The 20,185-nt window shown below is 60.2% G+C and carries 16 protein-coding genes and 1 other RNA gene; 11 read left to right on the forward strand and 6 right to left on the reverse strand.

Annotated features, from left to right (window positions below; all coding sequences use genetic code 11):
• The first annotated feature begins 24 nt into the window (after positions 1-24).
• Positions 25-3,306, forward strand: a complete 3,282-nt coding sequence (locus ACIX9_RS00185) for a DUF3857 and transglutaminase domain-containing protein (RefSeq protein WP_013578457.1) — start codon at positions 25-27, stop codon at positions 3,304-3,306.
• Positions 3,307-3,317: 11 nt separating this feature from the next.
• On the opposite strand, the gene ACIX9_RS00190 is transcribed toward ACIX9_RS00185, so the two are convergent.
• Positions 3,318-5,462 (reverse strand): type IA DNA topoisomerase, encoded by a 2,145-nt coding sequence (locus tag ACIX9_RS00190; protein WP_013578458.1) that lies wholly within the window; start codon positions 5,460-5,462, stop codon positions 3,318-3,320.
• A gap of 140 nt (positions 5,463-5,602) precedes the next feature.
• Between ACIX9_RS00190 and ACIX9_RS00195 the strand changes: the two genes are divergently transcribed.
• Positions 5,603-6,403, forward strand: coding sequence for a hypothetical protein (locus ACIX9_RS00195; protein WP_013578459.1), 801 nt, complete (start codon positions 5,603-5,605; stop codon positions 6,401-6,403).
• A gap of 18 nt (positions 6,404-6,421) precedes the next feature.
• On the opposite strand, the gene ACIX9_RS00200 is transcribed toward ACIX9_RS00195, so the two are convergent.
• Positions 6,422-6,658 carry a hypothetical protein gene (locus tag ACIX9_RS00200; RefSeq protein WP_013578460.1) on the reverse strand — a complete coding sequence of 79 codons (237 nt, stop codon included), beginning with the start codon at positions 6,656-6,658 and terminating at the stop codon, positions 6,422-6,424.
• Between the two features lie 404 nt (positions 6,659-7,062).
• Between ACIX9_RS00200 and ACIX9_RS00205 the strand changes: the two genes are divergently transcribed.
• The 4 genes from ACIX9_RS00205 (at position 7,063) to ACIX9_RS00220 (ending at position 11,262) form a co-directional block, all read left to right on the forward strand.
• Complete coding sequence (locus ACIX9_RS00205; RefSeq protein ID WP_013578461.1) at positions 7,063-7,683, forward strand: hypothetical protein; 621 nt, start codon at positions 7,063-7,065, stop codon at positions 7,681-7,683.
• A 35-nt stretch (positions 7,684-7,718) separates the two neighbouring features.
• The gene (locus ACIX9_RS00210) at positions 7,719-9,686 is read left to right on the forward strand and encodes a putative bifunctional diguanylate cyclase/phosphodiesterase (protein WP_198152125.1); all 1,968 of its coding nucleotides are present in this window, start codon (positions 7,719-7,721) and stop codon (positions 9,684-9,686) included.
• Between the two features lie 70 nt (positions 9,687-9,756).
• Positions 9,757-10,284, forward strand: a complete 528-nt coding sequence (locus tag ACIX9_RS00215; protein ID WP_013578463.1) for a cupin domain-containing protein — start codon at positions 9,757-9,759, stop codon at positions 10,282-10,284.
• 39 nt (positions 10,285-10,323) lie between these two features.
• Positions 10,324-11,262, forward strand: coding sequence for a glycerophosphodiester phosphodiesterase family protein (locus tag ACIX9_RS00220; RefSeq protein ID WP_013578464.1), 939 nt, complete (start codon positions 10,324-10,326; stop codon positions 11,260-11,262).
• Positions 11,263-11,279: 17 nt separating this feature from the next.
• Here ACIX9_RS00220 and ACIX9_RS00225 read toward each other — a convergent pair whose 3' ends face one another.
• Positions 11,280-11,933 (reverse strand): pentapeptide repeat-containing protein, encoded by a 654-nt coding sequence (locus tag ACIX9_RS00225; RefSeq protein WP_013578465.1) that lies wholly within the window; start codon positions 11,931-11,933, stop codon positions 11,280-11,282.
• Positions 11,934-11,951: 18 nt separating this feature from the next.
• On the opposite strand from ACIX9_RS00225, the gene ACIX9_RS00230 reads away from it, so the two are divergent.
• A complete protein-coding gene (locus ACIX9_RS00230) occupies positions 11,952-12,740 on the forward strand; it encodes a hypothetical protein (RefSeq protein ID WP_041596845.1) in 789 nt (262 codons plus the stop codon).
• Between the two features lie 152 nt (positions 12,741-12,892).
• Positions 12,893-14,383, forward strand: a complete 1,491-nt coding sequence (locus ACIX9_RS00235; RefSeq protein ID WP_013578468.1) for a GH39 family glycosyl hydrolase — start codon at positions 12,893-12,895, stop codon at positions 14,381-14,383.
• A gap of 5 nt (positions 14,384-14,388) precedes the next feature.
• On the opposite strand, the gene ACIX9_RS00240 is transcribed toward ACIX9_RS00235, so the two are convergent.
• On the reverse strand, positions 14,389-16,053 hold the full coding sequence (locus ACIX9_RS00240) for a hypothetical protein (protein ID WP_013578469.1): 1,665 nt from the start codon (positions 16,051-16,053) through the stop codon (positions 14,389-14,391).
• Positions 16,054-16,208: 155 nt separating this feature from the next.
• Here ACIX9_RS00240 and ACIX9_RS26635 point away from each other — a divergent pair, with 155 nt between their 5' ends.
• Positions 16,209-16,436, forward strand: a complete 228-nt coding sequence (locus ACIX9_RS26635) for a hypothetical protein (RefSeq protein WP_013578470.1) — start codon at positions 16,209-16,211, stop codon at positions 16,434-16,436.
• 14 nt (positions 16,437-16,450) lie between these two features.
• Positions 16,451-17,938 carry an alpha/beta hydrolase-fold protein gene (locus ACIX9_RS00245; protein ID WP_013578471.1) on the forward strand — a complete coding sequence of 496 codons (1,488 nt, stop codon included), beginning with the start codon at positions 16,451-16,453 and terminating at the stop codon, positions 17,936-17,938.
• 3 nt (positions 17,939-17,941) lie between these two features.
• Here ACIX9_RS00245 and ACIX9_RS00250 read toward each other — a convergent pair whose 3' ends face one another.
• Together ACIX9_RS00250 and rnpB are read right to left on the reverse strand one after the other, a co-directional pair.
• Positions 17,942-18,712 carry a glutaminyl-peptide cyclotransferase gene (locus tag ACIX9_RS00250; RefSeq protein ID WP_013578472.1) on the reverse strand — a complete coding sequence of 257 codons (771 nt, stop codon included), beginning with the start codon at positions 18,710-18,712 and terminating at the stop codon, positions 17,942-17,944.
• A 38-nt stretch (positions 18,713-18,750) separates the two neighbouring features.
• Positions 18,751-19,194: RNase P RNA component class A (rnpB, locus tag ACIX9_RS24100), an RNA gene on the reverse strand.
• 74 nt (positions 19,195-19,268) lie between these two features.
• On the opposite strand from rnpB, the gene bla reads away from it, so the two are divergent.
• Positions 19,269-20,156, forward strand: a complete 888-nt coding sequence (bla, locus tag ACIX9_RS00255) for a class A beta-lactamase (RefSeq protein WP_013578473.1) — start codon at positions 19,269-19,271, stop codon at positions 20,154-20,156.
• Positions 20,157-20,185 lie beyond the last annotated feature (29 nt).

Below are 20,185 nucleotides of genomic sequence, written 5' to 3' on the forward strand. Positions count from 1 at the left end.
TCTGCTATACAGGCTGAACCGGCCATGCAAACTTCTCATCTGAGCTCTACCCTGTTTCTCTGCTTTGCTTCTTTCGTCTCTGCCACCCTTCCCGCGCAGCAGCTTCCAGCGGACGTAACCGTCCAGAAGCTGCCCATCTCTCCGCCTCCTTCTTCACCTGCGAGCGCTGCAAGCGAGTATGCGGGCGAGTCGGCCGTGGTTGATCGGTCTGAGCTGATCTATGCAATGAATGCGGATGGCACGGGCTATAGCGAGCATTCGATGGCGATCCGCGTCCAGTCAGAGGCCGCGGTCCGCGAGCTTGGCATCGTCAACGTCCCGTTTGCGAGTGCGTCGGAGAAGGTTGAGATCCAGTATGTGCGGGTGCGCCGGCCGGATGGCACTGTCCTCCAGACAGCCGTATCCGCTGCTCTGGAGCAGCCACAAGCGGTCACCCGCGAGGCCCCGTTCTACAGCGATCTGAAGCAGATGCAGCTTCCCGTCAAGAGTCTCCGCGCAGGCGACACGCTGGAGTGGAAGGTCCGCATCACCCGCACCAAGGCGGAGGCACCGGGCCAGTTCTGGAGTCAGGACACCTTTGTCAGCCAGGGGATCGCGCTCTCTGAGACGCTCGAGCTTCGCATCCCCAAAGACACCTCCGTCAATGTCTGGACCAACCCAGCGTTGAATCTCAAACCAATCGAGAAGGTTGATGGAAATCAGCACGTCTACCGGTGGGAGTCGAAGTCGCTCAAGCCGACCACCGGCCCCGAGGCGGAGGCTGAAAAGAAGCGTAAGGAGAAAGAGCTCTGGACCGCGGATCAGGAGCTTGATGCGAAGGAGGGAGCGCTGCCCAGTGTGGCCTGGACGACCTTCAAAAGCTGGGAGGCGGTAGGAGCCTGGTATCGCGGCCTGGAAGGCGATCGCATGATGCCGGACGATACCCTGAAGGCCAAGGTAGCGGAGCTGACGGCCGGGAAGACGACCCTGGAAGAAAAGGTCCGCGCAGTCTATGGCTTTGTGGGCCCGCAGGTCCGGTACATCGGCGTCGCGTTCGGGGTGGGGCGGTACCAGCCGCATCACGCTGAGGAAGTGCTGGAAAACCAGTATGGGGATTGCAAGGACAAGCACACGCTGCTGGCCGCGATGCTCACTGTGCTCGGGCTGCATCCGGATGCGGTGTTGATCGGCTCAGGCATCCGCTTCAATGAGGCCGTACCCTCGCCCGCCGCGTTCAATCACCTCATCACGCACGTGATGATCGATGGCAAAGAGACCTGGCTGGATACGACGGCGGAGGTCGCCCCTTATCGGATGTTGAACTCCACGATCCGTGACAAGCAGGCGCTGGTGGTGCCGGAGACCGGCACGGCGAAGCTGGAGAAGACTCCCGCGGACCCGCCCTTTCCCTCTTACCAGAGGTTGAAGGCAGTGGGGATGTTGGATCAGGATGGCGTTTCCAACTCTCGTCTGGTCTTGACGGTGCGGGGGGATGACGAGTTGGTGTTGCGCGCGGTGCTGCACCAGATTGCTCCCGCCCAGTACGACGAACTCACGCAGCGTGTCTCCCAAAGCATGGGATACGGTGGCACGGCCAGCCACGCGGAGATCAGCCGCCCTGAAGATACAGCGGGGCCACTGGAGATGAGCTACGACTACAAGCGTGAAAAGGCCGGCGATTGGAATAACTACAGAATCGTTGCGCAGCTGATGCCTGTCTCCCTACCGATGGTCGATGAGAAAGATCCCCCGGTGCAGTCGATTGATCTGGGAGTCCCGCGAATCCTATCAAGTACGGCTGAAATGAAGCTCCCGTCTGGCTGGGGCGTTGAACTACCAGAGGCTATCCACGAGAAAGCGGCCTTTGCCACTTACGATATGAGCTTCCGTTTTGATAAAGGGACCTTGTATTCGGAGCGCAAGGTCGTCGTACTTCAGCAGAAGATTGGGGTAAAGGATTGGAAGAGTTATAAAAAGTGGCAGGACGCGGTCGGCCTTGGTGGAGACCCGTTCATTCAATTGACCAGAGTCGACGCCAGGACGGATCACGCATCAGGCAAAGAGGGCGGAACTTCCAACGGACCCCCCGCGCCGGCCGTGACCAACGCAGAGGCTGTGAAGCTGATTCAGCAGGCCTTTACAGCGATGAGGAAGATGGATGTGGGTGAGGCGCAACCCTTGCTCGATAAGGCGAAAGGCCTCAACGATCAGGAACGATTGCTCTGGGCAGGCTATGGGTATTTGGCTGAGCTGCGCGGCGCGGAGCAGGAGGCAGCCACTGACTACCGCAAGGAGTTGTCCCTCCATCCAGACTCCTACCAGGTCTACCGTTCCCTGGTAGGAAGCCAGTTAAGATCCGGCAAGCGCAAGGATGCGATGGAGACGCTGCGAAGCTGGCAGACAGCGGATACGAGCGATCCGGCTCCGGCAATGCAATTGAGCGCCATGCAGTTGGCTGATGGCAATGCGTCGGCTGCGGTAGAGACTATGAACTCTTCCATCGCGAAGCTTCCGGAAGAGAAACGAACTGAACCCCGTGTGATCCTCGCACTTTGCCAGGCAGAGATGAAGAACGGAATGGAAGCCAAGGCCTCTGCCTCTATGCTGGAGCTGCTGAAGACTTCTGAGGACTCGGGTGTTCTGAACGATGCTGCTTACTTCCTGTCTGAGACCGGCCATGAACTGCCTGCCTCTGAGACGGCGATGCACAAGGCGTTGAGCCAAATGAATGCAGAGACGGAAAGCTGGACTCTCGACGAATCGCCGCAGGTTCTGGCGCAGCAGACCTCTCTTCTGATAGCCGCGTGGGACACCATGGGATGGATACTCTTTCATGAAGGCAAGCTTTCGGAGGCCCGCAGCTACGTGGAAGCTGCGTGGGTCAACGAAGGCCACGCGGTCGTCGGTGAGCATCTGGGTGACATCCAGATGGCAATGGGAGAGTTCACGCTGGCCATCCAAACCTTTGAACTGGCAAAGAAGGGCGGCGGTCCTGCTTCGGAGCTGAATGAGCGGCAGAACAACGCGAAGAAGGCGGGCGGGAAGAGTACCTCCATGGATGCCGGGAAGGAGTTGAAAGAACTCAGGACCGTGAAGCTGGGGTCTTCTAAGGGACATGACGGAGCGGCGGAGTACAAGGTCCTTCTGGCGGATGAAAAGGTCGTGCGGGTTGAGGCAACGGGAGCCAAGACAGTCGAAGGCGGCGCGGAGATGATTGAGAAGATGCAGCTGCCTCAGATGTTTCCGAAGGGATCAACGGCCAGACTGGCGAAGAGCGGGCTTTTGGACTGTTATGAGGAAACATGCGCTTTCATCTTCAAGCCTTGATCAAGGCGATTTCACCGAGGAAAAACAAACTCGGTCTTGAAGTCGGTGGCGGAACTGAGCTGCAGGAACGCGTCAAACTTCTTCCCTGCCTTTGACGTAAAGCCCTTGATGATCTTGGTCGTGTGATGCCGAGTGGGCGAGCAGAGGTCCTTGATGTTGGTCTCCGTCAGGGTCTTCTTCGCGACGACGGTATTGATCGTGAAGTTGCAGCCATCGTGAAAGCGGGCGCAGCCATAAAAGGGCGCACTGGCGTTAGGGGTCGAGCGCTTGGTGACCAGACCGGCCTTGCACTTGGGGCAGAGAAGCTCATCCTTGCCCGCAGTGATGCGGGGCGCATCAGGAGCCTGCATGGGCTTGGAGCGGAAGACGGCCGGAATCTCGTGGCGCAGGCTCTCGGAGACCTCGGCAAGGATCTCGGCGGCATCGAGCTGCCCGGCTTCGACCAGATTGAGCTTGGCCTCCATATCCCCCGTCAACTCCGGACTCGCAAGATGCGGCAGAACCTGTGCGATGAGTGCGATGCCCTTGCCGGTAGGCTCGAACTGCTTCCCATCGCGGATGACGTAAGCAAGATCCAGCAGACGCTGGATGATCGCGGCACGCGTGGCCTCCGTTCCCAGGCCACGGCCCTTCATGGCCTCGCGTAGTTCGTCGTCGTCGATCTCGCGTCCGGCAGTCTCCATCGCCGCAAGAAGCGTCGCGTCCGTATAGCGCGAGGGCGGCTTGCGCTCCTTCGTCACCAGCTCGGACTCCACCACCTCCAGCTCGTCGCCCTTCTTCACCGCCGGCAGCGCTTGACGATCCTCCGCATCCGCCGCCTTGTTCTCAAAGTCCTGGTTGCCTGTCAGCACCGTCCACCCCGGAGCGATCAGCCTCGACCCACGCGCCCGAAACGGATGCTTCGCAATCTCCAGATCGATCCGCGTATCCTCCGTCTCCTTGTCCGGCAGAAAGATCGCAAGGAAGCGTTCCGCGACGATCGTATAAACCTTCCGCTCGTCGCCCGACAGACTCGCCGGAGCAGGCTTGGCCGTCGGAATAATCGCATGGTGATCGGACAGCTTGGACCCGTCCACAAACCGCTTCGACAGCGCGGGACCATGCTGTGCCCGGTGCAGCGCCTGCTTCACATAAGACGCACGCTCCTCACCCAGCCGCAGCGCCTTCAGCACCGCCGGCAGACCGTCCACCATATCCTCGGACAGGTGTCTCGACGAACTTCGTGGATAGGTGATCGCCTTGCTCTCGTAGAGCGATTGCGCGATGGCCAGGGTCCTGTCCGCAGGAAAACCGAAGCGCCGGTTCGCCTCTTTCTGCAATTCACCCAGGTTGTGAAGCTGAGGCGGCGCTTTGCGGTTCTTCTTAACCTCCACCAGCGTTACGGTGGCGAGGGTGTCAGAAGGCACATCGCGGAGGATGGTCTCCGCTTCGGCTTTGATTTCGAAGTCGTGCTTTTGCTGAGAGTTGACGGCTCTCGCCACGAACTCACCGAGATCCGCATGGACCTCATAGAAGAAGGTCTTGATGAACCCGGCTATCTCATGATGCCGCCGCACGATCATCGCGAGTGTAGGAGTTTGAACCCGACCGACGCTGCAGGTGACTGAATTATGCAGCGTCGCGGCTCGGCTGTGATTCATGCCGATCAGCCAGTCGAGCTGAGCGCGGGTCAGCGCAGCAGAGGCCAGGTTGTCGTAGTCGGCGGCGGGTCTTAAGTGACTAAGGGCAGACGCGATAGCCTCTTCCGTCAAAGATGAGGTCCAGAAGCGGAGAACGGGCTTGGAAGCTCCGGAGAGGGCGTAGATGCGGCGGAAGATGGCTTCGCCCTCGCGTCCGGCGTCGGTGGCGTTGACGATCTGGGTGATGCGCTTATCCCCGAACAAACGGGCTACGACGTTGAACTGGTCTTCCGTCCGAGGCTCTGGGATGAGGAGCCAACCGCCGTCCTTTGGGAGCATGGGGAGGGCTTCGCGACGCCACGGCTTGCCCCATGCGGGGTTCATCTCGCCGGGCTCCGCGAAGCGGACAAGGTGGCCAATGGCCCAGGTGACAAGGTCGTTTTTGCCGCGAAAGAAGCCTTGTTCCTTATGGGTGCAGCCGAGGGCCTGGGCGATCTCTCGGGCTACGGACGGTTTCTCGGCCAGGAAGACGCGCATGGGGACTCACCACAAGTTTACAGGTGGATGAAATGAGTTTCTGGTTGCAACCACCGCCACAGGCTGTTTCTGCCAGCCTTGAAGATTATCTGGGCCTATACAGGAGGTTGAGGTATTCTCCTCTGGCGAGGATGAGCGTGATGATGGGTCGTTTTGGGATTGCTTTGCTGTTGGTGCTGGGTGCATCGGTGGGGATATTGCGGGGGCAGGGGACCGCAGCGCCGGGGGCGATTGGAGATGCGCCTTTGCTGCCGGAGTATCGGGAGGCTCCGCTGCCGCCTGCGTATGGCGGGGTGCAGGTGCGGATTCCGGGGATCTATGTGACTCCGGTGGTGAATGCTCCGTTTACGGCGAAGGTGCAGATCGTGTCGCAGGAGCAGTTGCCGGATGGGACGGTGCGGGTTCGCAAGACGGTGAACCATATTGCGCGGCAGAGCTCGGGGCGGATCTATAACGAGCGGCGGCAGTTGGTGGCTCCGACGTTTCAGGGCGAGCCGCGGCTGATTTCGGCGCATATTTATGATCCATCGACGCGCCTGAACACTTACCTGAATCCGGTGACGCATATCGCGCAGGAGATTCGGATGAAGCAGGCTGCCGTGGCTCCGAACTACGGGACGACGCGGATGGGTGTGGGTAAGAATCCGCTGCTGAAAGAAGAGGAGCTTGGGGAACAGGCTCTGGGGCCGGTGATGCTGCGGGGGATTCGGCGATCACGGACGGTGCCGGCTGCGGTGAGTGGGACGGGTAAGGATGTCGTGGTGGTGGATGAGTACTGGTACTCGGCTGAGCTGGAGATTTACATGATCATCAAGCACAACGATCCGCGTACGGGCGAGCAGATCGTGGCGGTCTCTGATGTGGAGCGCGGGGAGCCGGATGGGAAGCAGTTTGTGGTGCCGGGGAACTACAAACGGGTGGATGAGACGCCGGTGGATTAGCGGATACCGGCGCAGGGGCTATGCGCTATAGAGGCGGCTCCAGGCGTTGAGGATGCGGGACTGCATCTCTGCGTGGAGGAGGATGGAGCGGTGGCCTTCCGGGGTATGGACGATGGTGCTGCCCGTGACGATGGCCCTGGTGCCGAAGCAGGAGACCGAGTCGCCGAGGGCGGGGATGGAGGTCACGCCGGGCTGATCCAGGATCAACTCTTCTATCCCGTGGAGGACCCTGATCCTGATGGTGGTGAGCATCATATAAAAGGTTGGACGGGTGGGAATGGGTTGGTGATTACAAGCAGGTTGCGAGGGGTGAGATTACTTTCGCGTGGATGGCTTGTGCCTTCTGCGCCGTTGGATGGGCGGCCGAGCGCTGACGGAGTACCCGTTGGGTTACGAGCCGCGCGCAAGGTTCCTCCGGGCTTTGCGGGTGGGAAATGGTACTAAAGGTACAGCGCATACCCTGAAGGGGGAGTGTGGTGGCTCAAGGGACGATCTATAAAGCCGATAGATGCTTAACGCTTGCAAGGGTATTGAGGCGAGGGTATCCCGCTTGTCCAGATTGCTGCGTGAGATTGCCTGGGCCCCGTGATGAAGATGGCGAGGATGGTTTGACTGCTTTACTTTCTGCAGGGTTGAGATCGAGGTTGAGGCAGGGGATATTGCCTGCGCTGGGTTTGGTCTGGCTGCTGGCGATGGTGCCGGGGGTTCGGTACCTGCTGGCGTATGAACATACTGCCGGGAGCCAGGGCACTGCGCCGCGCGGCTGGCCGAAGGGGATGCCTCAAGTTGGTGATGCGGCGCTGCCGACGCTGGTGGTTGCGCTGCATCCGCGGTGCTCGTGCTCGCAGGCGACGCTGGCGGAGCTTGAGGAGGCTGCGCAGGGGTTTGGACATCCCTATAACGCGGTGCTGCTGATTTACCGGCCGAAGGGCTCGGACTACGAGTGGCAGAAGGTGGATCTCTACCGCGACGCGCAGAAGGCGCTGCATGCGCGGGTGATGCTGGATGATGACGGGCAGTATTCGGCTGCGTTTGGCGCAGAGACGTCCGGTGAAGTGCTGTACTATTCGGCGGCCAAGGGTGCAGCGGGACGCAGACTGCTGTTCAGCGGGGGTGTGACGGGCTCGCGCGGGATGGTGGGGGGCAATGACGGGATTGAGGCGCTGAAGAGTGCGTTCAAGCTGGACCGTGAGCCGGAGCACGCAAAGACGCCGGTGTTTGGTTGTGGATTGTTTGCAGCACTCGAGCCCCAGGCTGCAGAGAAGCGGAGTAGACCATGAATCCATCGATTCTCAGCTCGGAAAGAGTGACTTCAGTGAATGTTGCAAAAGAAGCGGAACGACTTTTTAGAAGCGAGCACCGGCTGGTCTGCACAAGGACGGATCGTCTGTTTGCGATCCTGATGAGTCTGCAGTGGCCGGCCGCAGTGGCGGCCGCTCTGCTGATATCTTCACGCACCTGGGTGGGCGGGACCAGCTCTGTGCATCCGCACCTGATCGCGGCGGTGTACCTGGGCGGACTGATCACGGTTCCGCCGGTGCTGCTGGCGTTTTTCCGGCCGGGCGAGCGTTATACGCGGCATATCATTGCCGCCTGCCAGATGTTGATGTCTGGACTGCTGATTCATGTTTCGGGCGGGCGGATTGAGACGCACTTTCACGTGTTCGGATCGCTGGCGTTCCTGGCGTTCTACCTGGACTGGGAGGTGCTGGCGACGGCAACGCTCGTCACGCTGGTGGACCACCTGGCGATGGGCTACTATCTGCCTGCTTCGATCTTCGGGACCGCGACGGCCAGCCATTGGCGGTTGTTGGAGCATGTACTGTGGGTGGTGTTCTTTGACATCTTCCTGATCACGAGCTGCGTACAGGGATTGAAGTGGCTGCATGCAGTGGCTCGGCGCGAAGCCGACCAGGAGCTACTGCTGTATCAGGCCTACCACGATGCCCTGACGGGGCTTGGAAACCGGCTGCAGATCCAGAAGCTAATGGGCGAACTGCTGATGCCGGGCTCCAAGGAGCCGCGTCCCTTTGCGCTGATGGCGATCGACCTGGACCGCTTCAAGGAGGTCAACGACACGCTGGGCCATCAGGTGGGCGACGAGCTGCTGCGGCAGGTGAGTCAACGTCTGATGGCGCAGATCCGCAAGAACGATACGCTGGTGCGCATGGGTGGCGATGAGTTCGCGCTGGTGCTGGATGGATGCACGAGCGCGAGGGTGGCGGAAAGCATTGCGGGCCGGATGGTAGAGAGCCTGAACAAGCCGTTCTCGCTGGGCGATCACACGGCACGCATCGGCGCGAGCATCGGGATCTGCCTGCATCTGGACGAGGGTCAGGATGCGACCGACCTGTTCCACCATGCGGATTTGGCGCTGTACAAGGTGAAGAACAGCGGGCGCAACAGCTTCATGGTCTTTGACGAGAACATGCGTGCGGAGACGCTGCACCAGATGAGTATGGAGCATCGCTTGCGGAGCGCGGTGCTGGAGAACCAGATGCATCTGCACTACCAGCCGATCGTCAGCACAGAGGGCAGGCTGCTGGGGTTTGAGGCGCTGCTGCGCTGGAACGACGCCGTCCACGGAGACGTTTCGCCGGTGGACTTTATTCCGCTTGCGGAGAAGACCGGCCTCATCATTCCGCTGGGCGCGTGGGTCCTGCAGCAGGCGTGCAGCCAGGCGGCGCAGTGGCACAGGACGGGCAACAAGCTGATGAAGATGTCGGTGAATGTATCGTCCATTCAACTGGCGCACAAGGACTTTGTGACAACCGTGCTGACGGCACTGAAGGAGACTGGGCTGCCGGCGGAGCTGCTGGACCTGGAGCTGACCGAGAGCGCGCTGATTCAGCAGCATGACAGCAGCTACGAATCATTGCATTTGCTACGCCGGTTCGGGGTGAAGCTTTCGATCGACGACTTTGGGACGGGCTATTCGTCGTTGAGTTATCTGCGCGATCTGCCGGTGCATACGCTGAAGATCGACCGGGCGTTTGTGAAGGATATCGAGATCTCGCCGGAGTCACGCACGCTGGTGGAGGGCATGATCGACATGGCGCATACCCTGCACCTGCGGGTGGTCGCGGAGGGAGTGGAAAACCGGAAGCAGATGGAGATCCTGGTGGAGGCGGGGTGCGATGAGATCCAGGGCTTCCACATCTCGAAGGCGGTTCCGGCGGATGACGCGCGGCGCTTTATCAATGTGAGTCACGGCGAGCCCGAGATCAAGGCCATGGCAGGAGCGGCCAAAGTGCGCGGGCTGGCCGAGGTTCTGGCACGCTAGGCAGGCGGAGATTGCATCCTATTGAGAGGCGGTTTCGCGATGCGGGCCGCCTTTTTTGAGGAGATGACCCATGGCTGAGGCAACCGCAGTTCCGGCGGACGATCTGCAACGATATCTGAAGCTGGCGCAGCCTGATGGCGATGTGAAGTTACCCCATCTGGGCGTGGTGGGCGATACGTACACGCTGCTGCTGACCGGCAAGGATACGGCTGGGCGGCTGAGCCTGATCGATATGCATGTGCCGCCGGGTGGCGGGCCGCCGCCGCATCGGCATGACTTTGAGGAGACCTTCATCGTGCTGGACGGGGAGCTCTCCGCGATCTTCCGTGGGCAGAAGATGGCCGTGAAGGCGGGGGAGACAGTACATATTCCGTCGAATGCGCCGCACCAGTTTCATAACAGTTCAGACAAGCCCGTGCGGATGCTCTGTATCTGCTCGCCTGCGGGGCAGGAGGAGATGTTCCTGGAGATCGGTGTGCCGGTTGCGACGCGGACGACTGCGCCACCGCCCTTGAGCGAGGACGAGCAGAAGGCGTTTCGCGCGCAGGCTGAGGCTTTGGCACCGAAGTACAAGACGGAGCTTCTGGCGCACGCATAAGGCTGATGCGTTGATGGCTGGTGGTTGATACTGTTTGTCATGCTCAAGAAAATCGCTGGCGTGATGTTGATGGGTGTGGTGAGTGCCTTGGCTCAGACGAACGCTGTAAGAAACACGCCTCGGACGATTCTGGTTCATGCTCATCGGGGTGGGCGTGCGCTCCGGCCGGAGAATACGATTCCTTCGTTTCAGCATGGGATAGACGTGGGCGCGGATGTGCTGGAGCTTGATCTGGCGGTGACGAAAGACGGTGTGCTGGTGGTGTCGCACTCGCCTTATCTGACGTACCCGGTGGACACGGACGTTGCGAAGGAGCGGGTGTGCGATGGGCCGGCGCTGCCGCCCGGGACCGCGATCCATACACTGACGCTGGCGCAGTTGAAGCAGTACGACTGCGGACTCCATCCGCTGAAACGTTTTCCAAAGCAGATGGCGGTGCCGCATACGACGATTCCCACGTTTGACGAGGTGCTGGAGCTGGCGCCGCAGGGGACGTTTCAGTTCAACGTGGAGACGAAGATCTATCCCAACCATCCGGAGCTGACACCTGCCCCTGAGGCATTTGTGAAGATGATCGACGATGCAGTGAAGCGGCGGCATTTGCAGGCAAGGGTGATCCTGCAGAGCTTCGACTTCAGGACGCTGCACGCGATGCGGGCGATTGATCCTGCCATTCGGCTGTCAGCGTTGTTCGAGGCGAAGGATGACGGCTTTACCGGGATTGCGGATCAGGACAAGAGCTTCGCACACATTGCGAAGGTCAGCGGCGCTGAGATCCTGAGCCCGGATCAGACCCTGGTGACACCGGAGGCCGTTGCAACGGCCCATGCGATGGGGCGGCAGGTCGCTCCGTTCACCGTGAACACGTCAGAGGGTTGGCAGAAGATGGCGGATGCAAAGGTTGATGCGATCATCTCTGACGATCCGGTTGCTCTGCTGGCGTGGCTGCGGGCGCAGAACCCTCCGCTGCATCCTTAGGCTTCAGGACTGCGGGCTTACCACTTCACCTTCACGCCGAAGAGCGTGATGAGCTGTGGAGCCTGGTCGGGGCTGATCATGAGACCCGCCATGTCGGCGGGCGTGCCGCGCAGGCCGTCGAGGCGGCAGTCGCGGACATCCGCCTGAATGAGCTTGGCGTGGGAGAGTTCGGCGCGGCTGAGGTCGCAGTCCTTGAAGATGGTGCCGGTCAGGTCCGCGTTGTAGAGGTCCGCGTCGGTGAGGTTGCAGCGCTCAAAGACGCAGTGCTGCAGGCGAGCCATGCGGAAGAAGGCCAGGTCGAGCTTGCACTCACGGAAGAGGACGCTCTTGAGCTGGGCCTCGGTGAAGGTAGCTCCGGTGAGGCGGGTCCCGGTGATCTCGACACGCTCGAGGTGGCCGCCGGTGAGATCGAGGTTGGCGAGGTCGGAGCCTTCGATCTGAGTGTCGTAGAGGCGCAGGCCGCGCGCGTTGGGGGCGGTGAGGGTGACGTTGCGCCACAGGCATCGATCCAGACGTGCGGACTGACCGCGCGGGCTGACGAAGGGCGGGAGGGTGGTGTCAGCGGCGAGGGCATCGTGGACCGCGCCGGAGTCTAGTTGGGCGGCGAAGTCTTCGGTGAGGATGTCGTGGTCGATCTGTGGGGCTTGCCGGGATTTGGGCTTGGGTGCCATGGTTTGAGATTACATAGCATGGCTGTGCTGAAACAAACACTGGCACCTGTTCATCGCGGTGCTGACTGCTATGCTGATTGGCAAATGCCAAGTGCCGAAATTCCGCAATGGTTGGACGAAACCGAAATAAGTACGGTGGGCATTCTTACGCTGGAGAACGGTGAACACTTGACCGTTGAAATTATTGAATATGTCGAGGAAGACCGTGAAGTTATCGTCGAAGTTATAAGTCCCAGTCGACGTCATGCTGACAGCCAGCAAGAGCGTCAATCCATCGCAATTGATCGCGTTCTTTCTTTCAAGCCCCAGGCGAGAGCAGTGCAGCCGTGGCCGCATTCCGACCCTTGCCGGAGTGCATCTTTTTCATTCGCTCGTTTCATCGTGATGACAATGCTGCTCCTATCTATGACCGCTGGCAGCCTGACTCTCTTCATCCTCTTGGCAAACAAGCCATACGGGATTCAAGAGGCATCCGTGGTCGAGTACACGCTTTTTGAAATCTTCCTCACCTTCGCTGCAACCCGCAGTCTCCGGCGCTACCTTTTTACTTGTCCAGCAGTTCGGCCGCAGATTCCGCGTCTCCTTTGGCGCCATTTGGGCTATGTGATCACGCTTGTAATCTTCCAGGCTGTTATGTTGGCTGCTCGTCCGAACCTATCCAGTTGGTGGAACACCCCAGACAAAAAGGGCAGCACTCCCTTCGAAATTGCGCTTTTTTTTCTTTGCTTCGGTATCGGATACGCACAGGTTCTTGGCAGCCGCTCTATACTTGAGCGCGCTCATCAAGATTTCTCCACGCCGGGTTAGGACGATGGACGCTCGGCATAAGCTCATGGTGTTCCGAAACTTGGTTCGCATATGGCTATGTTCGTTTGACAGCCCACTCCTGCTTCCCGCAGGATAATCCGTGCTGTGCAAACGATTGCCTAAAGACGTTTGCACCATCCTGGAGGTTCCCTGTGCGTCAGTTCTGGTTGAAGGGTTTGCTGCTGGGTGCGGCTGCGTGTGCGACGGGTGTGGGCCACGCGCAGGAGACTGTCGTGGTCGATGCTCACGCGGCGGCGAAGCCGTTTCCGCACTTCTGGGAGCAGATGTTCGGCTCCGGTCGCGCGATCCTCACGCTGCGGGAGAGCTACCGCGATGACGTGAAGGCCGTGAAGAAGGTGGCGGACTTCAAGTACGTGCGCTTCCACGCCATCTTTCATGACGAGGTGGGGGTCTATAACGAGGATGAACATGGCAATCCCGTCTACAACTTTGCGTATGTGGACGCGATCTACGACGGGCTGCTGAAGAACGGGGTGAAGCCGATGGTGGAGATCAGCTTCATGCCGAAGAAGCTGGCCTTCCCGGATGCGCTGCACCCGTTCTGGTACAAGCAGAACGTCTCGCCGCCCAAGAGCATGGAGAAGTGGGACGGCCTCATCCACGCCTTCACCCAACACCTGATCGATCGTTATGGCGTGGATGAGGTGGCGAGCTGGTACTTCGAGGTGTGGAACGAGCCGAACATCGACTTCTGGAACGGCATCCCGCGGCTGGAGTCCTACTTTGAGCTGTATGACCACACGGCTCGCGATATCAAGGCCGTGAATCCGCGTCTGCGCGTAGGCGGCCCCGCAACCGCAGCCGCACAGTGGGTGCCGGAGTTCCTGGCACATGTGGCGGAGAATCATGTTCCCATCGACTTCGTCACCACGCATGGATACGGTGACGATACCGTCGAGAACATGTTCAACACGCACGAGAAGATTGCCGTGGATGACCGCGTAGGCCGTGCCGTGGCGAAGGTGCGCGGCGAGATCAACAAGTCGCCTCTGCCTAAGCTGCCGCTCTATTGGACGGAGTGGAATGTGCCCGGGCTGATGCAATCTCGGGACACGACGTATGTTGGCCCGGCGCTGGCCAACACGGTCCGCGAGGCCGACGGTAACGTCGATATGCTCTCCTTCTGGACCTTCTCCGATGTCTTTGAAGAGGGCGGTCCGACGACGACTCCGTTTCGCGGAGACTTCGGGTTGCGCGCCTTCGACGGCATCAACAAGCCAAGCTACTACGCCTACGGTCTGCTGCATGAACTTGGGCCACAACGGATCGCGAACAAGTCAGACAACGTAATTGTGACGAAGGATGCGGACGGCGGCCTGGCACTGGTGGCATGGAACCTGGTCGACCCGGATCAGCATGGCTCGGACCGCACGATGGAACTCGAGTTCAAAGGCGTGGCGAAGGACGCGAAGGTGACGATCGAGCGCGTGGACAACGAACATGGCAACGTACTGCCCAAGTGGGCTGCGATGGGCAAGCCGCTCAACCCAACGCCCACGCAGGCAACGCAGTTGAACGAAGAAACGGCCATGCCCGCGCCAGAGCAGACAACACTGGTGAATGGCCGCCTGAAGTTGGAGCTGGAGCAGAACGCGCTGGTGCTGGTGAAGGTGGCTCGGTAGCGCAGTTATTTGAGTTGATGGTAGGTGAGGGTGTTGAGGTCAGGGACTAAGACAACCGTGTCTTTGACGGGGCTGGTAAGCGATACGGTCAGGTTCCCCCACATCTCCGGCGTTGCTGACGGCGGCAACGGCTGAAGTGCAGGCGGGACGATGCGCAATGTGACGCGATCGTTCGGGTGCGTGACGAGGCCGTCAGTGCCACGTTCAAGCTCGCGGGGCGAGAGGCTGTCGAAGGCGTAGTAACCGCAGGGCGGCGTAAGGGTTGACGTCAGGGCCAGGTGGCCTTCATCGGCTGACGTCTTCGTGACGGTGGGTTGGCCAGCGCAATGATCCAGCATCAAGCCTTCGATGTTATTGCTACGCATAAGCGTGCCGTGGAAGTCTGCGAAGCGAGCTACGAGATCAGGTGCGGCAAAGCCCCCGCTGGAGTCGTCTACGAGCAGCAGGTATGGGGAGCGTACGGCGTGGATGGACTGGATGTAGTTGCGGGAGAGCGTCCACTCGGCGCGGGATTCCTTGAGAGTGAGAGGGTCGGTCGCCTTCTGATAGATGGCGACGAGAGTGGATGCGGCGAGGGCTCCGACAGCTAGTCTGCGGATGGTTAGATCGCTTGCTGCGTGGGCGATGGTGGCCAGCGTCAGGAAGAGTAGCGGATAGAGTGACGCGCCGAAGCGTTGCGGCAGGTTGAGCAGAACTGGCATCGCCATTGCGCCGATGCTAAAGAGCAACAACGCAGGCATACAAGTTATCTCTGACGATGCTTCGGATGAAGCCTTCCCGCGCCGCCAGCGGACAACAGCAAAGAATACAGCCGCCCAGAAGGCCGCGTTGAGCATGAAGAAGAGAGAGCGATAACGGACGCTTTGCTGCATGCTGCGGGTGCCAAAGGGCCATGCGAGGAAGCCATGCAGCACGTTCATCAGGGTGCCCTTGAGCGCCATGTTCTGGAAGACATAGATGCCTGCTCCACCGTGGAAGGCGAAGTGCCGCAGCAGCATCCACACAAAGATCGGAGTGAGCCAGAGGATCGAGGCGGTGAAGCGCCTGCCGATAGAAGAAGGCTTGCCTATGGGCAGCCAGACGGCGAGCGCGGTCATGACCGGGGCGAAGAGCGTGGTCTCCTTGGTGAAGATGGCGGCAGCGAGCAGGAGCCATGCGGTAACGTTTCTGCTGCGCCAGAGTTCATGCAGGGCGAGCATGACGAAGAACGCACCGAGGAGATCGATGGTGAACGACGGGATGTAGATCTGCTCCCAACCGAAGGACGGTGCCAGCAGCACGGCCACACCAGCGAACACGGCCAGCGAGCGTGGAAGCTTCAGGGCTTCGAGCGCGAGCTTGACCGTGATGCAGACCAGCCCGGCCTGGATGAAGTAACTGAGCAGCAGATAGCAGGACCAGTTCGCACCAAAGAGTAGCGAGTTGACGTAGTAAGCCAGGTTGGCGCCTGGGCGGATGAAGTCGGTGGCAGGATGCGAGAGCCCTGGGTACGAGAGGAAGTAGCGGCTATAGCCTTCGAGGAACCAGGTCGAAATAGCCGGATGAAACATCTTCGTCGAGGCGACGAGCAGCGAGAACTCATCGCGGCTGGGGTAGTAGTCCGCGCGGATGAAGAAGAACCAGTAGGCACACAAGACCAGCAGCGGCACGGCAAAGCTGAGGGCGAGCATGAGAGTATTTCTTCTGCTGTCGGGGTAAGGCTGCACGTGGTCTCCGGTCGTTCCCCTTAGCATCCCATCGTTTGTGCGCCTGGGCAATTGCACGTTGGTCGCAGTTGCCGTATGAATAACCTCGATGAGCAGGGATCTGGTCCTATACTGCCGTTATGCGCCTGATCTTTCGTTCTCTCCTTGCGGCAGCCTTATGCCTGCTTGCCGTGCCGGTGATCTCAGCCCAGACCATCCGGGTCAGCTACCCGGACGCACGTTCGGCCAAGCCACTGGACGGGCGTTTGCTGCTTCTGCTCTCCAACGATCCCAGCGAAGACCCGCGCATGCAGATCAACGACACGCAGAAGTCGCAGCAGGTCTTTGGAATGACGGTGGATGGCTGAAGCCTGCTTCCCCCATGATGATCGGTGAGAATGCGCAGGGCTATCCAAGGGCCTCGCTCAAGGATGTGCCGCCGGGTGAGTACACCGTACAGGCGGTGCTCAACGTGTACGAAACCTTCCAGCGCGGCGACGGCAAGATGGTCAAACTCGCACCGGATCGCGGCGAAGGCCAGCACTGGAATCTCGCGCCAGGAAATCTGATGTCGAAGCCACGCAAGGTGAAGATCGGCCCTGGCACGATGCCGATTACGGTTTCGCTGGATCAGGTGATTCCGCCAAATGTGCCTGAGAAGGATACAAAATACATCCGCCACATCAAGGTGCAGAGTGCGTTGCTGACAAGGTTTTGGGGCCGGCCCATGTTTCTTTCGGCGGTGGTGCTGGTGCCCGAGGGCTTCGACACCCATACGGAGGCGCACTATCCGCTGGTCATCTTCCATGACCACTTCGTCAGCGGCTTCAGTGACTTTCGCGAGACGCCTCCGGATGCGAAGTTGAAGGCGGATTATTCTGAGCGCTTCCACCTGGCGGGTTACAACCGCATCCAGCAGGAGGAGGCGTACAAGAACTACAAGGACTGGGTCGCACCCAACAAACCTCGCATGTTGATCATCAAGATCCAGCACGCCAACGCGTACTATGACGATTCCTATGCGGTGAACTCGGAGAACCTGGGACCGTATGGCGATGCCATTGAGACGGAGCTGATCCCAGCGGTGGAGAAGGAGTTTCGTGCGCTCGGTCAGGGCTGGGCGCGCTTTGTGTATGGCGGCTCGACGGGTGGGTGGGAGTCTCTGGCCGTGCAGATGTTTTATCCAGAGCACTATAATGGTGCGTTCGTCGCATGCCCTGATCCGGTCGACTTTCATGCGTTCATGACGGCCGATCTCTACAAGCAGGACAATCTCTTTTACGAGCAGGGTGCGAACAAGCGCGTCGAGCAGCCCGCCATGCGCAACTACCTCGGCCAGACGCTGATCTCGATGCGCGACAACGTGGCGTATGAAGCAGCCCTGGGCGATAGCGCCCGTTCAGGCGATCAGTTCGACATCTGGCAGGCGGTGTATTCTCCGGTCGGCGCAGATGGATATCCCAGGCCGATCTTCAACAAGACCACTGGCACCATCGACCACACCACGGCCGAGTACTGGCGTCAGCACTATGATCTCAACGCCATCCTGCAACGCGACTGGACGAAGCTCGGCCCGAAACTGCAGGGCAAGATCCACCTGTATGTCGGGTCTGACGATACGTACTTCCTGAACAACGCCGTGTACCTGATGGAAGACTTCCTGAAGGAGACCGGCACGCCCGGCCACGGAGTCGCGTATGACGGCGAGGTCAAGTACGGCCCGCGCGCGGAGCACTGCTGGAACGGCGATCCAGAGAAGCCGAACTGGTACTCGCGCCTGCACTACAACCAGATGTATGTGCCCATGATCCTGGATCGCATCGCCAAGACTGCGCCGGCCGGAGCGGATGTGACGAGCTGGAAGTACTAACGGCTACTTTGTCTTCGGCAAGGCTTTGATCTCGAAGATCTTCGGCCACTGCTTACCGGTGACGAATAGCCGATCATGCTGCGCGTCGTAGGCGATGCCGTTCAGCACGGACTCTGCATCTACGCGTTGGTCCGCCGGCAGCAGGCCGGTCAGGTCGATCCAAGCAATCACATGCCCGTCCTGTGGCGAGATGCGTGCAATCCGATCCGAGTGCCAGACGTTGGCATAGATCTCGCCGTGAATGTACTCGAGCTCGTTGAGTTGGCTGACCGCCTCCGCACCATCCTTCACCGCGATCTGGCGCACGACCTTGAAGCTCGCAGGATCGCGAAAGCTCAGCCGCGTGCTCCCGTCTGAGGTGATGAGGTTGTGCTCGTCGCGCGTCATGCCCCAGCCTTCTCCGTCGTATGAGAGCTGCCCGATCTTGTGCAACGTGGCGCGGTCGTAGACGAAGCAGGTGTGCGATTTCCAGGTCCACTCGTAGAGGTTCGGCCCCCAGTCCACGATGCCTTCGCCAAAGAGCTCAGGCGGCAGGTCAAGCTGCTGCACAGGCTTGCCGGTCTCAGGCTTCACCACCAGAAGCTGCGAGTGGCCCGTCAGCCCGGTGCCTTCATAGAACAGGCCGTTCAGGTAAAAGAAGCCTTCCGTATAGCTGGCGGTGGAGTGCGGGTACGTGCGGACGACCTTATAGCTTTGAACCGGCGCAGACTGGCATCCAGCGGAGAGAGTCGAAAGGAACATGACAAGGGCAAGCGAAAAGCAGCGAGCGAACATGATCTTCACCTTACTTGACGGAGAGCTGGATACGGGAAGTTTGCAGGCGGCCCGTAAGCCGAATTTTGTTCTAGGCGATCATTCCTCTACGCGACACGTTACCGTGGCGCTTTAGCAACCTACCCGCAGGTTTCGGCTTCCTCGGCTTGCGCGTTGGATCTCTCCGCCTGGGCGTATCGGGCCGATACGCTTGCGCTCGCCTGGAGAGGGGCGGGCGCATCCCTGCCTATTTGGTCTTGCTCCGTGTGGGGTTTACCATGCGGCGCCGATTACTCGTCGCCCGGTGCGCTCTTACCGCACCCTTTCACCCTTACCTCAAGCTTGCGCCCAAGGCGGTTTGCTCTCTGTTGCACTGGCCGTCCGGATGCCTTGAAGCATCCGTCCCGGACGTTATCCGGCACACTGCCCTGCGGAGTTCGGACTTTCCTCCCCCGTTAAACGCTCTTTCGAACGAAAACGGCAGCGATCGCCCGGCCGCCTGCTCCTTCAGTTTAGCTTAGATGGAACGGCTCACGCGCCTTTTGCGTAGCATTCTGTATCGGATCGAGGAGTTTCAATGAAGCGGATTCTGGCCTGCTGTGTCGGTCTGGTGGTTGGAAGTGCAATGGCCCAGGGTGGGCTCCGTCAACAGATCCGCGCCACGGCCGAGCAGGCCAAAGGCAAGGTCTCGGTCGCCTGCTCACTGCCCGGTACGTTATTGGACTGCGATCTCCACCCCGACGCCCATCCGCCCATGCAATCCGTCTTCAAGCTCCCCCTCGGCATGGCGATCCTGGACCAGGTCCAGCGCGGCCGCTTCACCATCGACCAGCCCATCCGCTTCCTAGCTAGCGACCGCATCCCCAACGCCTACAGCCCGCTCCAGGACGAGTTCCCGCAGGCTGATGTCGACGTCCCCCTCCGCGAACTCCTCCGCCTCTCCGTCTCCCTCAGTGATAACTGCGCGGCGGACGTGCTGCTGCGTATTCTTGGCGGCCCAAAGGTCTTGCAGGCCTATATCGATAGCCTCGGCATCGAAGGCTTTCATATCCAGGACGACGAAGCCGGCCTCCACCAGGACGTCCTCGCACAATACCGCAACTGGTTTGAGCCCTCCGCCGCCGTCGCGCTGCTCCGCCTGATCAACGATCGGCCCCCCTTTTCCCGGCAGAACACCGCCTTGCTGACCGGCTGGATGAAGACGCCGCCGGATCGTCCCTCGCGCGTGGCTCAGGCTCTGCCGAAGGGAATTGAGGTCCTGCACAAGACCGGCACGTCGGACGTTTCGCCTGCAGGTGTCGCCTACGCGACCAACGATATCGGCCTCATCACCTTGCCGGACGGCCGCCGACTCGCGGTCGCGGTCTTCGTCACGGACGCCAGCGCCGACACCGCCACCCGGGACCGGGTCATCGCTGAAATTTCGCGTCAGATTTATGACGCCGCGTTGCAGGCAAAGAGGTAATGCACCACCGTACTGGTACTCTCAGAGCA

The organism is Granulicella tundricola MP5ACTX9 (assembly GCF_000178975.2).
Classification (GTDB): Bacteria; Acidobacteriota; Terriglobia; order Terriglobales; family Acidobacteriaceae; genus Edaphobacter; species Edaphobacter tundricola.

What these genes read in the sequence shown, in the direction of transcription:
- ACIX9_RS00185 (WP_013578457.1), top strand. Translation starts at nt 25, where the DNA reads ATGCAAACTTCTCATCTGAGCTCTACCCTGTTTCTCTGCTTTGCTTCT.
- ACIX9_RS00190 (WP_013578458.1), bottom strand. Translation starts at nt 5,462, where the DNA reads ATGCGCGTCTTCCTGGCCGAGAAACCGTCCGTAGCCCGAGAGATCGCC.
- ACIX9_RS00195 (WP_013578459.1), top strand. Translation starts at nt 5,603, where the DNA reads ATGATGGGTCGTTTTGGGATTGCTTTGCTGTTGGTGCTGGGTGCATCG.
- ACIX9_RS00200 (WP_013578460.1), bottom strand. Translation starts at nt 6,658, where the DNA reads ATGATGCTCACCACCATCAGGATCAGGGTCCTCCACGGGATAGAAGAG.
- ACIX9_RS00215 (WP_013578463.1), top strand. Translation starts at nt 9,757, where the DNA reads ATGGCTGAGGCAACCGCAGTTCCGGCGGACGATCTGCAACGATATCTG.
- ACIX9_RS00220 (WP_013578464.1), top strand. Translation starts at nt 10,324, where the DNA reads ATGCTCAAGAAAATCGCTGGCGTGATGTTGATGGGTGTGGTGAGTGCC.
- ACIX9_RS00225 (WP_013578465.1), bottom strand. Translation starts at nt 11,933, where the DNA reads ATGGCACCCAAGCCCAAATCCCGGCAAGCCCCACAGATCGACCACGAC.
- ACIX9_RS00230 (WP_041596845.1), top strand. Translation starts at nt 11,952, where the DNA reads ATGGCTGTGCTGAAACAAACACTGGCACCTGTTCATCGCGGTGCTGAC.
- ACIX9_RS00240 (WP_013578469.1), bottom strand. Translation starts at nt 16,053, where the DNA reads ATGCTCGCCCTCAGCTTTGCCGTGCCGCTGCTGGTCTTGTGTGCCTAC.
- ACIX9_RS26635 (WP_013578470.1), top strand. Translation starts at nt 16,209, where the DNA reads ATGCGCCTGATCTTTCGTTCTCTCCTTGCGGCAGCCTTATGCCTGCTT.
- ACIX9_RS00245 (WP_013578471.1), top strand. Translation starts at nt 16,451, where the DNA reads ATGATGATCGGTGAGAATGCGCAGGGCTATCCAAGGGCCTCGCTCAAG.
- ACIX9_RS00250 (WP_013578472.1), bottom strand. Translation starts at nt 18,712, where the DNA reads ATGTTCGCTCGCTGCTTTTCGCTTGCCCTTGTCATGTTCCTTTCGACT.
- bla (WP_013578473.1), top strand. Translation starts at nt 19,269, where the DNA reads ATGAAGCGGATTCTGGCCTGCTGTGTCGGTCTGGTGGTTGGAAGTGCA.